Genomic DNA, 12,747 nt, shown 5'->3' with positions numbered 1-12,747 from the left:
AGACAAGCATGAGCCAGGAACAACCCGTATTGCTCTGGACCCCAACCAGGGAAAGAATCGAAGGCAGCCGCCTGCATGATTACATGCAATGGCTGGAAAAGGAGAAGTCCCTGCGCTTTTCCGATTACCAGGAATTGTGGCAATGGTCTGTCGACAAGCTGGAAGATTTCTGGGCGTCGATCTGGCAGTACTTCGACGTCCGCCATTCCTCGCCCTATACCCGCGTGCTGGACGGCAACCGGATGCCGGGGACGAAATGGTTCGAAGGTTCGCATCTGAATATCGCCGAGCAGGTTTTCCGCTTCCATGAAGACGACCTCGACCGGACGGCCATCGTCGGCCGTTCGGAAGTCCGGCCCGCCGTGAGGATGTCCTGGCGGGAAATGCGTCGCCAGATCGGTGCAATGGCAAATGCCTTGCGCCGCATGGGCGTACAGCCGGGCGACCGTGTCGTGTCCTACCTGCCGAACATCCCGGAAACCGTGGTCGCCTTCTATGCCTGCGCCAGCGTAGGCGCAATCTGGTCCAGCTGTTCGCCGGACATGGGCACGCCCAGCGTGCTCGACCGCTTCGGTCAGATATCACCCAAGGTGCTGTTCGCGGTCGATGGCTATCGCTACGGCGGCAAGGACTTCGACCGGAGCGGCGTCGTCAGTGAACTGGCGCAGGCGCTGCCCACGCTGGAACATGTGGTGCTGCTGCCTTACCTGAATCAGGATGCGGCATTGCCCGACACACACCGCTGGCATGAGCTGATTGCCGGCGACAGCGAGATGCGCTTCGAGCAACTGCCGTTCGATCATCCTCTGTGGGTAGTGTATTCGTCCGGGACCACCGGCATGCCCAAGCCCATCGTTCACGGCCAGGGCGGCACATTGCTTGAATCCTTGAAGGGGCAGGCGCTGCAGAACGGCCTGGCTGAAGATGACCGCTTCATGTGGTTCTCGACGACCGGCTGGATCATGTGGAATTCCCAGGTGACCGGCCTGCTGGTCGGCTCCTCCATCGCGGTCTACGACGGCAATCCCGGTTATCCCGATCTCGGCACCTTGTGGAAATTCGCCGAGGAAGCCGACCTTACGGTCTTCGGCGCAGGCGCCGCCTATTACGCCAACTGCATGAAGGCCGGCATCGAACCGCGCAAGCTCGCGCGGATCGATCATCTGCATACCGTGGGCTCGACCGGTTCGCCGCTGTCCGCCGATGCATTCGCCTGGATCTACGAGCAGCTCGGACCCGATATCCTGCTGGCCTCCATCAGCGGCGGCACCGATGTTGCGGCGTCGTTTGTCGGTGCCTGTTCCATCCTGCCGCTGTATGCAGGAGAAATGCAATGCCGCAGCCTCGGCGTGGCCGTATATGCGATGGATGAACAGGGCAAGCCGCTTGACGATGCGGTAGGCGAACTGGTCGTGACCAAGCCCATGCCTTCGATGCCGCTGTTCTTCTGGAACGATCCCGACGGCCGCCGTTACCACGACAGTTACTTCGACATGTATCCCGGCTGGTGGCGGCATGGCGACTGGCTGCGCATTACGCCGCGCGGCGGCGCGATCATTTACGGACGGTCCGACACTACCATCAACCGGCATGGCGTGCGCATGGGCACGAGCGAGATCTACCGTGTGGTGGAGGCGCTGCCGGAAGTCCTCGACAGCCTGGTGGTGGACCTGGAATATCTGGGACGCGAGTCCTACATGCCGCTGTTCGTGGTGCTGCGCCCGGGCACGTCGCTCGATGCGTCATTGGTGGCAAGGATCAGCAGCAGCATACGCACGGCGCTGTCGGCGCGCCATGTGCCCAACGAAGTCTTCGCCGTGCCGGAAATTCCCCGCACGCTGTCCGGCAAGAAGATGGAGCTGCCTGTCAAGAAGCTGCTGCTCGGCATGGCGGTGGAGGAGGTGGCCAATCCGGATGCGATGAGCAATCCCGGCAGCCTTGCGTATTACATCGACTTTGCCCGGCAGCGCAGCGAGGCGCTTGCGAAAGAGCTGAAGGAGTCAAAAGACACCGTGTCCTCGGCGCAGCGGTGAGATATCTCAACCGGCTCCAGGCCCGGGCGCGCTAGGATTTGCTGATCATTGTTTGAATACGGACGGCAGCAATGGCATTTGAGCAGGATTGGCATACCGAGGAGTACAAGGGCATGGAAGTGCATGTGTCGCCGCTGGCGCACGACGACGCAGGCACGGTATGGGATTTCAGCGTGCGGATCTCGCAGCCGGGGGAAGACGCAAGCTACGAAAGCGAGCTGACCGCCGAGTCGGGCGACAGCGGCGATTATCCGACCAAGGAGGCTGCAATCGAAGCCGGCTTCGTCAAGGGCTATGCCATCGTCGACTCGCTGCTTGCGCGCTGAACGACTCGCGATCAGATCATCTCGAGAGGCTGTGGACCCGTCGGCGGCGGGAATGCGAGGTCCAGTTCCGCGAGATCGTCTTCGCTGAGCTGCAGTTCCAGCGCGTGGCGGTTGTCGGCCACATGATCGACCTTGCCCGCCTTGGGGATGGCGATCATGCCGGGCTGGCGCAGCACCCACGCTAGGGCTACCTGCGCCGGTGTGGCCTTGTGCCGCTCCGAGATGCGGCGAAGCGAGGCATGGCCGAGCAGGCGGCCCTGTTCGACCGGTGAATACGCCATCACCGCGATGCCGCGCTTCGCGCACCAAGGAATCAGGTCGTATTCGATGCCGCGGCGGCTCAGATTGTAGAGCACCTGGTTGACGGCAGGCTTGTCGCTGCCGGCCAATTGTTCCAGTTCCTCCATGTCGGATACGTCGAAATTGCTGACGCCCCATTGGCGGATCTTGCCGTCGCGCACCAGCGTCTGCAGTGCTTCCAGCGTCTCCCCCAGCGGCACTTGCCCGCGCCAGTGCAGCAGGTAGAGGTCGAGATGATCCGTCCCGAGCCTGCGCAGGCTCGCCTCGCAGGCTGCGATCGTGCCTTTTCGAGTGGCATGGTGAGGCAATACCTTGCTGACCAGGAAAATGTCGCTGCGCCGGCCAGCCAGGGCTTCCGCAATCAGCTTTTCGGATGCGCCGTCGCCGTACATCTCAGCCGTGTCTATGAGCGTCATGCCGAGATCGATGCCGGCACGCAAGGCCGCGACTTCGCCGGCGCGCCGCCGGGAGTCTTCTGCCATGCACCAGGTGCCCTGGCCGAGTACGGGGATTTCCGGGCCGTCGAGTAAGCGCAATGTTCGCATGGGATGAGGGTATGTCGGTGACGAGGTTGATCGAAGAGGCCGGCTTGGCCTCACTATCTTAATTCTTCCGTCGAGCTGGCGCGGGTTTTTCCGGCATTCTGTTCCACTACTGAATTCAGTTCGGCGCCGAACAACAGAACGGCAGCCGAGATGAAGAAGAACAGCAGCAGCACGATGATCGTACCCACGCTGCCGTACATGGCGCTGTAATCGCCGAAATTGCTGACATAGTAATTGAAGCCGATCGAGGCGGCGATCCACACCGGCACCGCAAGCAGGGCGCCGGGAGAGATGAAGTGGAATTCATGACGCACGTTCGGCGCAACGTAATAAATTACAGCGACCGACAGCATCAGCAGGAACAGCGCGGCAGGCCAGCGCAGCCACGCCCACAGGGTGACGAACAGCTGTTCCAGACCGACCCAATGGGCAAGCCATTGCATCGCCTGAGGTCCGACGATCAGCAGCGCTGCGGCGATGATGAGGAGGGCAGCCAGTCCCAGGGTGTAGAGTATTGACAGCGGATAGAGCTTCCAGGCTGGCCGGCTTTCGCGTACGTTATAGGCAACGTTCAGGGCATTCATCGTCGCGCGCACTGCTGCGGACGCCGTCCACAGTGCGGCAATCACGCCGAAGGACAACAGGCCGCTTTTCTCTTGCTGCAGTTCATCGATGACCTGGTTGACGGTCGGCATGGCTTCCTGCGGAAAGACAAATTGCGCCTGCGTCCTCAACCAGCTGAAGAACTCGGAAAGATGCAGGAAACCGAGCAAGGCGATCAGGAAGATAACGAAGGGAAAGATGGAAAACAGCACTTGGTAGGCGAGCGCGGACGCATAGGTGGTCATGTCGTCGTCAAAGAAGTCGCTGATGGTTTTTTTGATGACCAGGCCTGGTTTCAAGCCTCGAAATCCCGGAATCCGCATAATCCTCCTCGCATGATTACGCGGGTACTTGCCCGTAAGCCTGTACCCGCGTTGGTATTTGGCTGAACGACCTGACAGGATCTGCAGGCCGCCTTTCTTCGTTGATCAATGATGACGCGACATGGTCCGCTTGGCGAAATAGGTACCTGCCAGCACTGCGCCAGCAGCCACCAGCATGGAACTGGTCGGGAAGGTACGGGCCGTGTTCATCGCCATTTCACCTGCATGCGGGGCCATGAGCTGCAGCCTGCGCTTGGTCATTTGCATGCCGAGTTCGCCGAGGCGATCGGGGATCAGCCGTTCCGCATCCGGCAGCAGCGTCGTCTCTTCATCGGCGACGTGGTGCATCACATCCTTCATCAATTGCAGGAAGGTCTGGTCGTAGGTCGGATCGGTAGGCTCCATCGCGCGCAGCTGGGCGATCAGGCGGCGCATTTCATTGTGTTCCGGCACGCTCTTGCCGACCACCGGGGTATCGGCTGCCAGATTGCCCATGACGGGGTAGAAAATTTCCTCTTCCAGCTGCGCATGGATTTCCAGCGCAAGACAGATCGTGCCGACCAGAGCCTTCTTGGTCTGCGGCGAGGAATTCATTTCATACTGGTGGAAAGTTTCCAGCACGGAGGTATGATCCATGCGGATCATGTTGGTAATGCTGGGGGAAAGCTTGTCGGTAAGGTTTTTCATCATGGCACTCTCCATTCTTGTCGATGTCATCGCCGCGCGGGCGAAATTCATTGATGAGCAAACTGCGTACCTGCTTCGACATCAAGCTCGGGAACGCTACTTCAATGCATCGGAAACAATTCTTTTGCGCAATTCCGCGTCGGGCATGCGGCCATATCCTGCACGTACGTTGTCGCGCACATGGGCCGGATTTGCGGTTGCCGGGATGGCGCAGTGAATTGCCGAGTGCGATACCACATACTTGAGAAGAGCCTGTGCCCAGCTGCTGCAATCGATCTCCGCAGCCCATGCGGGCAAGGCTTTGGTCTTCAGCCGGCGCAGCAGTTCTCCGCTGGCAAACGGGCGATTCGCAATGACGGCGACGCCGCGTTCCGCGGCGATAGGCAGCAGGCGCTGTTCTGCCTCGCGTTCACTCGCGGAATAGTTGATCTGTACGAAGTCCACCGGATGCTTTTCGAGGACACGTGCCACCTCATGCTGCCCGCCGGCGGTGTAGTGGGTAATGCCGATGTGGCGCACGCGTCCGGCACGCTTCCATTCGTTCAACGTTTCGAGATGGCTTTCGACGTCGACCAGGTTGTGAACCTGCATCAGATCGATGGGATCGGCCCTTAGCTTGCGCATCGACTCTTCCATCTGCCGCTTTCCGGCTTCCTTGCCTTGCGTCCACACCTTGGTGGCGACGAACAGTTTGCCGCGCAAGCCCATGCGCTCGGTCAGATCCCCCGCGACATCTTCAGACCGGCCGTACATCGGCGAGGAATCGATCAGCCTGCCGCCGCCCTCGACGAACGCGGCAAGAACCTGTTCCAAGGGTGCCCGGTCGGATGCGCTGCTTCCGACATCGAAGGTCTGCCATGTGCCGAGACCGATGACAGGAAGCATTTCGCCGGAGGAGGGGATGCGCCGCGACAGCATGGCGTTGCCTCCCGGTGCGGGCGGAACGGCTTGCGCGGTGCTGCCCACGGTGCCCAGTGCCGCAATGATCAGGCGCATCGCGTCGCGCCGGCTGAGATGATTGAAATCCATGGAGCGCGCCCTAAAAGCTGTTGTTGATATGTGGGGACATCCAGCGGCGCACAGGCTCGTTCCTGCCTCCTTCATCCGCGACGCGCGGGTCGTTCGTCCCGCGATCGAGATTGAGCATGCCGACAAGGTTCTTTTCGCGGTCCAGCACGGGAATGCGTTCCTGCTGCGAATCGCCGAAGCGGTGCATGACGGCGGAGAGAGTCTCGTCTTCGAAGCACCAGACGACGTCTTCGCTCATGAGCTCCGCTACCCGGATCTCTTCCTCGGCGCGGTTTTCCCGGGCTGTACCAAGGCGGATGTCGCTGTCGCTGACGGTACCGATCAGCCGTCGGCCATCGCATACCGGCAGTACGCCGACTTTCCAGTCCCGCATGATGGATGCAGCGCGGGCCACATTGTCGTGGGGGCCGACCACGGTCGCGTCATGATCCATGCATTTCGATACGGTTGACATGCTGACAAGCCTTTCCCCTGCATTGGGCAGGATGCGTTTCGCCGCCTCGTCCAGCAGCGAGGTAACTTCCTCGTCTCCGGTCTGGGCGAAATCTTCGTAATACTGGCTGACCGCGCGGAAATTCGCCGGCACCTGCAGGCAGATGGCGTCATCGGCAAGCGAACATAGCTTTTCGAGCGTGTCGGCCGGCGCGACCGGCACCGCAAGAAGCAGCCGTTCCGGCCCCGCCGCGCGCACCGCTTCCAGGGCGGCGAGCATCGATCCCCCGGTGGCGATGCCGTCATCGACGATGACCACAGTCCTCCCGGCAAGCGGTATGCGCTCCCGCCCGCCGCAATACAAGCCGCGGCGTCGCTGCAGCTCCCGCATCTGGCGCTCCACTTCCTGCGCCAGAAACAGGGAGGGCGGACGCAGGCGGTCCATCATTTCGTCGTTCAGTACCCGGCGCGGCGGATCGCCTTCGACCAGCGCGCCGATGCCGACCTCGGGAGAAAATGGCGAACCGATCTTGCGCACCAGCAGCACGTCGAGCGGCGCCTCCAATGCCATTGCAATTTCATAAGCCACGGGCACGCCTCCCCGCGGCAAGCCCAGAATGACCGGCGAACGCTCTTTCAGAAATGCCAGCGCGGCCGCCAGCTGCCGTCCTGCTTCCCGTCGATCACTGAATGGCCTGTGTCCCATCGCTTCACCTCACCGCTGCTTTGCCGTGCTCCAGGTTCAACTGCGTGCAAGATATTTGCCATGAAATTTTTCGGTAATATCGGCGCCTGTCGGGCGACCAGGCTGCCAATCTTTACCATGGCAATGTATAAAGTACAAAAACGACTGGCAAGACGCAGAGAGATGCTTTGCGTAAAATGCGGTCGGCTCCCGGCTTTCCGTGCGTCCGGATGGAAACATATTCCGGCTCGGGGCGCGCAAGCTGCTTTTCTTGCCGAAGACCGTAACATCGCGTTACATCACGCATGACGCAGTTTGTTAAAGTGACGGTGCTTCACACTGACTAGAGGGGATTTCGTTGGCAAAAACATCGCGTGGACCGAAGTCGCGCAAATCGAATTTCAAGCCGCTCGCCGGCCGCTTCGGGCAGGTTGCTGCCATCCTCCTCGCTTCGATGGTACTGGTATGCGTGGTGGTTTTCGGCTACATCACCCTGTTCATCGTGCCCAACCTGCCTTCCCTGGATGCGCTCGTCGATTACCGCCCCAAGATGCCGCTGCGCGTCTATACCGCCGACCAGGTGCTGATCGGCGAATTCGGCGAGGAGCGGCGCGATTTCGTGCCCATCGCCGACATGCCGGAAGTCATGAAGAAAGCGCTGCTGGCCATCGAGGATGACCGTTTCTACGAGCATGGCGGCGTCGACTATGTCGGCGTGCTGCGGGCCGGGCTGGCCAATCTGCGGTCCAACCGGTCGCAGGGGGCATCGACCATCACGATGCAGGTCGCCCGTACCTTCTTCCTGTCGCGCCAGAAAACCTATGCGCGAAAACTGCATGAGATCGTGCTGGCCTATGAAATCGAACGCAAGCTGAGCAAGGACCAGATTCTCGAGCTGTACATGAACCAGATCTATCTGGGCGAGCGCGCCTACGGCTTCGGCAGCGCGGCGCGCGTCTATTTCGGCAAGCCGGTCAAGGAACTTACGGTGGCCGAAGCCGCCATGCTGGCCGGACTGCCGAAAGCGCCCGCCAGCGCCAATCCGGTCGTCAATCCGACCCGGGCGACGCAGCGGCAGCAATATATCCTCAAGCGCATGCGCGAGCTGGGCTACATCAGCGAGGCGCAGTACGCCAAGTCGGCCCAGGAAAAGCTGCTTGTCCGCGGCGACCGCAGGCGTTTTTCCACCCATGCGGAATACGTGGCCGAGGCAGTTCGCCAATACATGGTTGCGCAATACAAGGACGACGTCTATACCCACGGCTACAGCGTCTACACCACGCTCAACAGTGCCGAGCAGACCGCTGCTTATGACGCGGTGCGGCGCGGCGTGATCGAATATGACCGCCGCCATGGCTACCGCGGCCCGGAAAACTTCATCGAGCTGCCGAAAAACGCGGATGACCGCGCCCAGGCGATTTCCGAAATCCTGCTCAAGCATCCCGACACCGATGAGCTGCAATCTGCAGTGGTGGTTTCGGCGACATCCAAGCTCGTGCGGGCCGAACTGCTGTCCGGCGAAGACGTGGAGGTGAACGGCGACGGCCTGCGGTTCGCCGCGGCTGCCCTGAGCGGCAAGGGGCAGAACAAGATTCGTCCCGGTGCCGTGATCCGGGTAGTGCGCGACGCAAAGAAGAAATGGTGGATTTCCCAGCTGCCGGAGGTGTCGGCCGCGCTCGTCTCCCTCAATGCCCAGGACGGCGCCGTGCGCGCCATGGTCGGCGGCTTCGACTTCACGCTCAATCAATTCGACCATGTGAACCAGGCATGGCGCCAGCCGGGCTCCACCATCAAGCCTTTCATCTATTCGGCTGCGCTGGAAAAGGGCTTCTCGCCCGGCACGCTGATCAACGATGCGCCGCTGACCCTGAATTCCGGCGACTCCGGCGGCCAGAGCTGGGATCCGCAAAACGACGACGGACAGTATGAAGGCCCGGTCAGCATGCGCACCGGCCTCAAGAAATCCAAGAACCTGGTCTCCATCCGCATCCTTCAGTCGATCTCGCCGGCCTACGCCCAGCAATATCTGACGAAGTTCGGTTTCGAGAAAGACAAGCATCCGGCCAACCTTACGATGACCCTGGGCACCGGCTCGGTAACACCGATGCAGGTGGCGAGCGGCTATGCGGTGTTCGCCAACGGCGGCTATCAGGTCAAGCCTTTCCTGATCCAGAAGATCGTCAACAACCGCAACGAGGTGCTGATCGATTCCCAGCCGGCCAGGGCCGGCGATGAGGCAACCCGCGTGCTTGACACCCGCAACGCCTTCATCATGGACAGCATGATGCGCGACGTCGTCAACGGCGGCACGGGCTACGCCGCCAGTCAGAAACTCGGCAGGCGCGACCTGGCAGGCAAGACGGGCACAACGAATGATTCCTTCGATGGCTGGTTCGCCGGCTACGGCGGCGATGTCGTCGCGGTTTCCTGGATGGGGTTCGACAAGCCGCGCTCGCTCGGCGGCCGGGAATTCGGCGGCACCGTGGCATTGCCGATCTGGACCGATTACATGCGGACGGCCCTCAAGGGCAAGCCGCCGATACAGCGTACGGTGCCGGAAGGCGTGGCTCAGCTCGACGGCGACTGGATCTACCAGGAATATGCAAACGGCAATGCGGTGCGGTCGGTCGGCGTAGAAGACACCCGCAGCTTCTGGGAAAAGCTGTTCGGTTCCAGGCCGCAGGTGCCGGGGCAGGGTGCCGGACCTGCTCCCGCACCGCCTCCGAGGCCCAGCATGCCGGGTGATGACATGTCTTATCGCGGCGGAAACTGAATCGTATGTAGCCCGAAATGGGCAAAAAGCCACGTGTTAAAAAAGTACTGTATTTCCATACAGTACTTGTGTTACATTAACTACTCATTCATTGGCTAGTAGTTAAAGGAGAACTGACATGGCTTACCTGAACAACTCTTTCGGCACGCGTTTTGGTCTTGAATATGCACCGACGTCTTTCCTGGTCCGGTTCGGCAAGCGTGAGCTGTTCGTCTGCCGCGACTTCCGCAACCGCTACTACAAGGTCAATCCGGTACTGGACTGCAGCCCCGGCGTCCAGGCAGGCCACGTCGAACTGCTGATCCTGCGCCGCTGGCTGGTGATCCTGTCGAAAGCGCGGGAAATCGTTTGATCCCGCGCTTGCATGCGGGATCCTGCTGCGATCTGCATCGTCAGCCGAAGAACCAGTAACAGACACCGATAGAAGTAACGATGCCGGCGACATCGGCAATCAGTGAACAGCTGACCGCATGGCGGGCGCGCTGGATGCCGACGGAGCCGAAATACACCGCCAGCACATAGAAAGTCGTTTCCGTACTTCCCTGGACGGTTGCGGCGACGAGGGCGGGAAAACTGTCGACGCCCCCGGATTTCATCAACTCGATCAGCATGGCACGCGCGGCGCTTCCGGAGAACGGCTTGACCAGCGCCGTTGGCAGCGCATCGACGAAGCGCGTGTCGAGGCCGATTGCCTGCACGAGGTAGCGCAAGCCTTCCAGCAGGATATCAAGGGCGCCGGACGCACGCATCACGCCGACGGCGCAGAGCATTGCGACCAGGTAGGGGAGCAGGTTGCGCGAGACCTCGTAGCCTTCCTTTGCGCCCTCGACGAAGGTTTCATAGACCGGAATGCGGCGCAGCGCGGCAAACACGACGAAAAACAGAATCAGCAGGAACAGGACCAGATTACCGAGCAGGGACGACACCGCGGCCAGGGCCGCTGCCGACATGCCCGCCAGTATGGCAATCACCGTGCCCAGCACCAGGCCGGCACCGCCCAGCCAGGCAAGGACCACCGGATCCCAGATGCGGATGCGCTGGGCAATGGCCACCGCGATGAAACCGGTCAGCATGGAAGCCGTGGTGGCCAGCAGTATTGGCAGGAACACCAGCGTGGGATCGCTTGCTCCCTGCTGTGCGCGGTACATGAAGATCGATACCGGCAGCAGGGTCAGTGCCGACGCATTGAGCACCATGAACAGGACCTGCGCGCGGGTCGCGGTTTCGGGATCGGGATTGAGGTCCTGCAGCGCGCGCATGGCCTTGAGTCCCATAGGCGTCGCTGCATTGTCCAGGCCGAGGGCATTGGCTGTCAGATTCAGGGTGATCAAGCCCAGCGCGGGATGCCCAGGGGGCACTTCCGGCATCAGTCTGCGGAACAGAGGGGAAAGCGCGCGTGCCAGCACGTCCACCACGCCGGCCTTTTCGGCGATGCGCAGAAAGCCCAGCCACAGCGTCAGGGTGCCGAACAGCAGGATCATCACGTCGACCGACAGCTTGGCCATGCCGAACAGGCTGTCCACCATGGCCGCGAAAACGGCGGCATTTCCTTCGATGAGCCAGCGCGCGAAGGCGCACACGGCGGCGATCACGAAGAATCCCAGCCACAGGGCATTCAACATACGATTCCTTATCCTTCTATTCCAAATCCGAGGGCCTGTCTGAACACCGCAGCGAGCGGCTCGTGCCTGGCACGATGAACGCACGCATAGGCGAGGTCCACCGAGCACAGCGGTGCCGCGACCGCGCCGCGGGTTTTTCAAACAGGCTCCGAGCGGCCTGTCAAACTTTAACCGCAAAGCATGCAAAAGCTGGGGCGGAGGAGAGCGGTTTCTACCATGCTGTTCGGCATTGCATCAAGCGTGCAGCATCGCCGGACGACGTTTCCCTGGGTAGCATGTGTGGCGGACTGCGCGGCTGTCGCTGGAAGGCTGCAGAATCATTCCACCGGCAAACAGGCTTTTACCTTTCTCAAGCATCCGCCCGAAACGGTTTGCCACTTTATCCGTTTGGTTCAACACTCGGAACAAACAAAACCATATACGCTTGCCAGCGCCGGAGAAAACTCAGGAGAGTTTCATGGAAGCGAAACCTAAGCAGATGGAACGGCGAAGATTCGTCGGAGCATGCCTGTCGACGGCTGCGATCAGCGCTATCCCCGGCGGTATTGCTCTTGCCCAGACCACCGTCAGGCAGCGGCTGGAATGGCAGTCCTTCAGAGCCACAACCCAATACAATTCGCTGCTGACCGCGATAAGCAGCATGAAGGCGAACACGAATGCCAGCGATCGGGGAAGCTGGCAATTCTGGGCAAATGCGCATGTCAATTATTGTCCGCACGGCATCGCCCAGCAAGTTTGTGCGATGTGGACCTGTCAGGCGGTTTCCCGAGTTATCCTCTCGGTGTTTTTACCTGTCAAATCAACATGCAATCGATTCTGTTTCCCAACGACGCTTATCAAATGAGCCTGCGGCGGCGCATTGCCTATCTGGGTTATGCGCTCATCATTATTCTTGGCACCATTCCCGGCGCACGTGCCGAGGTCGGCGAGGTCGCCTCGGGATTCTTCCTGCATTTTGTCAGCTATGCCTGCATGGCGGCCTTGCTGTTTACCGGTTACCGCGGCACGGCTGGCAGCAGGGCGTTGCGGGCAGTCGCGATCGTTGCCGTCATGGGTGCGCTGGATGAATATATCCAATCGTTCCTGCCTTATCGGAATGGCACAATAAGGGACTGGTATGTGGATGTGGCAGCCGCCATCACGGCATCGCTCATACTTGCCCAACTCTTCGTCAGAGCACGCAGGAGGGCAATTGCAGTTTCCCAATCAACGCCTGGTTCCGGCAGTCGTTAGGGACGCGTTGTGATGCTGAATGCCGTTGCTGCGAAAGGGTGAAGAGCGAAGCGGATTGTCCGCTGATTCGGCCGCTGTGGCACGACGGGAATGGAAGCAGGGAAGGGGCGGAATATCTGCGCCAGGTGAATCTGCACCAAGTGACGCCGTCGCTTT

The 12,747-nt window shown here is 60.7% G+C and carries 13 protein-coding genes; 7 read left to right on the top strand and 6 right to left on the bottom strand.

Features of this window, described 5'->3' with window-relative positions:
- The first annotated feature begins 8 nt into the window (after window positions 1–8).
- Both IGW03_RS04125 and IGW03_RS04120 read left to right on the top strand, forming a co-directional pair.
- A complete protein-coding gene (locus IGW03_RS04125; RefSeq protein WP_194721265.1) occupies window positions 9–2,033 on the top strand; it encodes an acetoacetate--CoA ligase in 2,025 nt (674 codons plus the stop codon).
- A gap of 71 nt (window positions 2,034–2,104) precedes the next feature.
- Window positions 2,105–2,359, top strand: a complete 255-nt coding sequence (locus tag IGW03_RS04120; RefSeq protein ID WP_194721264.1) for a hypothetical protein — start codon at window positions 2,105–2,107, stop codon at window positions 2,357–2,359.
- Window positions 2,360–2,370: 11 nt separating this feature from the next.
- Here the strand turns inward: IGW03_RS04120 and IGW03_RS04115 are convergent, their stop codons facing one another.
- From IGW03_RS04115 to IGW03_RS04095, 5 genes are all read right to left on the bottom strand, one after another.
- Complete coding sequence (locus IGW03_RS04115) at window positions 2,371–3,204, bottom strand: aldo/keto reductase (protein ID WP_194721263.1); 834 nt, start codon at window positions 3,202–3,204, stop codon at window positions 2,371–2,373.
- A gap of 53 nt (window positions 3,205–3,257) precedes the next feature.
- Window positions 3,258–4,106: a YihY/virulence factor BrkB family protein gene (locus tag IGW03_RS04110; RefSeq protein WP_228535021.1), complete on the bottom strand. Its 849-nt coding sequence runs from the start codon at window positions 4,104–4,106 to the stop codon at window positions 3,258–3,260.
- 129 nt (window positions 4,107–4,235) lie between these two features.
- On the bottom strand, window positions 4,236–4,817 hold the full coding sequence (locus IGW03_RS04105; RefSeq protein WP_194721672.1) for a hemerythrin domain-containing protein: 582 nt from the start codon (window positions 4,815–4,817) through the stop codon (window positions 4,236–4,238).
- A gap of 96 nt (window positions 4,818–4,913) precedes the next feature.
- Entirely contained in the window at window positions 4,914–5,846 is a 933-nt protein-coding gene (locus IGW03_RS04100; RefSeq protein WP_194721261.1) for an aldo/keto reductase, read from the bottom strand.
- Between the two features lie 10 nt (window positions 5,847–5,856).
- On the bottom strand, window positions 5,857–6,984 hold the full coding sequence (locus tag IGW03_RS04095; RefSeq protein WP_194721260.1) for a CBS domain-containing protein: 1,128 nt from the start codon (window positions 6,982–6,984) through the stop codon (window positions 5,857–5,859).
- Window positions 6,985–7,315: 331 nt separating this feature from the next.
- On the opposite strand from IGW03_RS04095, the gene IGW03_RS04090 reads away from it, so the two are divergent.
- On the top strand, window positions 7,316–9,736 hold the full coding sequence (locus IGW03_RS04090; protein ID WP_194721671.1) for a penicillin-binding protein 1A: 2,421 nt from the start codon (window positions 7,316–7,318) through the stop codon (window positions 9,734–9,736).
- A 118-nt stretch (window positions 9,737–9,854) separates the two neighbouring features.
- Complete coding sequence (locus tag IGW03_RS04085; RefSeq protein WP_194721259.1) at window positions 9,855–10,088, top strand: hypothetical protein; 234 nt, start codon at window positions 9,855–9,857, stop codon at window positions 10,086–10,088.
- A gap of 40 nt (window positions 10,089–10,128) precedes the next feature.
- Here the strand turns inward: IGW03_RS04085 and IGW03_RS04080 are convergent, their stop codons facing one another.
- The gene (locus tag IGW03_RS04080) at window positions 10,129–11,358 is read right to left on the bottom strand and encodes a nucleoside recognition domain-containing protein (RefSeq protein WP_194721258.1); all 1,230 of its coding nucleotides are present in this window, start codon (window positions 11,356–11,358) and stop codon (window positions 10,129–10,131) included.
- Window positions 11,359–11,574: 216 nt separating this feature from the next.
- Here IGW03_RS04080 and IGW03_RS04075 point away from each other — a divergent pair, with 216 nt between their 5' ends.
- The 3 genes from IGW03_RS04075 to IGW03_RS04065 are packed head-to-tail and all read left to right on the top strand — an operon-like array spanning window position 11,575 to window position 12,591.
- Entirely contained in the window at window positions 11,575–11,832 is a 258-nt protein-coding gene (locus IGW03_RS04075; RefSeq protein ID WP_194721257.1) for a hypothetical protein, read from the top strand.
- Window positions 11,816–12,202, top strand: a complete 387-nt coding sequence (locus IGW03_RS04070; RefSeq protein WP_194721256.1) for a hypothetical protein — start codon at window positions 11,816–11,818, stop codon at window positions 12,200–12,202. The genes IGW03_RS04075 and IGW03_RS04070 overlap by 17 nt, the downstream gene beginning before the upstream one ends.
- Window positions 12,163–12,591, top strand: coding sequence for a VanZ family protein (locus IGW03_RS04065; protein WP_228535017.1), 429 nt, complete (start codon window positions 12,163–12,165; stop codon window positions 12,589–12,591). Before IGW03_RS04070 ends, IGW03_RS04065 begins: the two co-directional genes overlap by 40 nt.
- Window positions 12,592–12,747: the final 156 nt, after the last annotated feature.

The sequence above is a fragment of the Noviherbaspirillum malthae genome (genome assembly GCF_015352985.1).
Classification (GTDB): domain Bacteria; phylum Pseudomonadota; class Gammaproteobacteria; order Burkholderiales; family Burkholderiaceae_D; genus Noviherbaspirillum; species Noviherbaspirillum malthae.
The sequence above is the reverse complement of the archived record's forward strand: the minus strand, read 5'-3'. Positions and strand labels throughout refer to the sequence as shown.

What these genes read in the sequence shown, in the direction of transcription:
- IGW03_RS04085 (WP_194721259.1), top strand. Translation starts at nt 9,855, where the DNA reads ATGGCTTACCTGAACAACTCTTTCGGCACGCGTTTTGGTCTTGAATAT.
- IGW03_RS04105 (WP_194721672.1), bottom strand. Translation starts at nt 4,817, where the DNA reads ATGAAAAACCTTACCGACAAGCTTTCCCCCAGCATTACCAACATGATC.
- IGW03_RS04075 (WP_194721257.1), top strand. Translation starts at nt 11,575, where the DNA reads ATGCTGTTCGGCATTGCATCAAGCGTGCAGCATCGCCGGACGACGTTT.
- IGW03_RS04070 (WP_194721256.1), top strand. Translation starts at nt 11,816, where the DNA reads ATGGAAGCGAAACCTAAGCAGATGGAACGGCGAAGATTCGTCGGAGCA.
- IGW03_RS04100 (WP_194721261.1), bottom strand. Translation starts at nt 5,846, where the DNA reads ATGGATTTCAATCATCTCAGCCGGCGCGACGCGATGCGCCTGATCATT.
- IGW03_RS04065 (WP_228535017.1), top strand. Translation starts at nt 12,163, where the DNA reads ATGCAATCGATTCTGTTTCCCAACGACGCTTATCAAATGAGCCTGCGG.
- IGW03_RS04120 (WP_194721264.1), top strand. Translation starts at nt 2,105, where the DNA reads ATGGCATTTGAGCAGGATTGGCATACCGAGGAGTACAAGGGCATGGAA.
- IGW03_RS04080 (WP_194721258.1), bottom strand. Translation starts at nt 11,358, where the DNA reads ATGTTGAATGCCCTGTGGCTGGGATTCTTCGTGATCGCCGCCGTGTGC.
- IGW03_RS04115 (WP_194721263.1), bottom strand. Translation starts at nt 3,204, where the DNA reads ATGCGAACATTGCGCTTACTCGACGGCCCGGAAATCCCCGTACTCGGC.
- IGW03_RS04125 (WP_194721265.1), top strand. Translation starts at nt 9, where the DNA reads ATGAGCCAGGAACAACCCGTATTGCTCTGGACCCCAACCAGGGAAAGA.
- IGW03_RS04095 (WP_194721260.1), bottom strand. Translation starts at nt 6,984, where the DNA reads ATGGGACACAGGCCATTCAGTGATCGACGGGAAGCAGGACGGCAGCTG.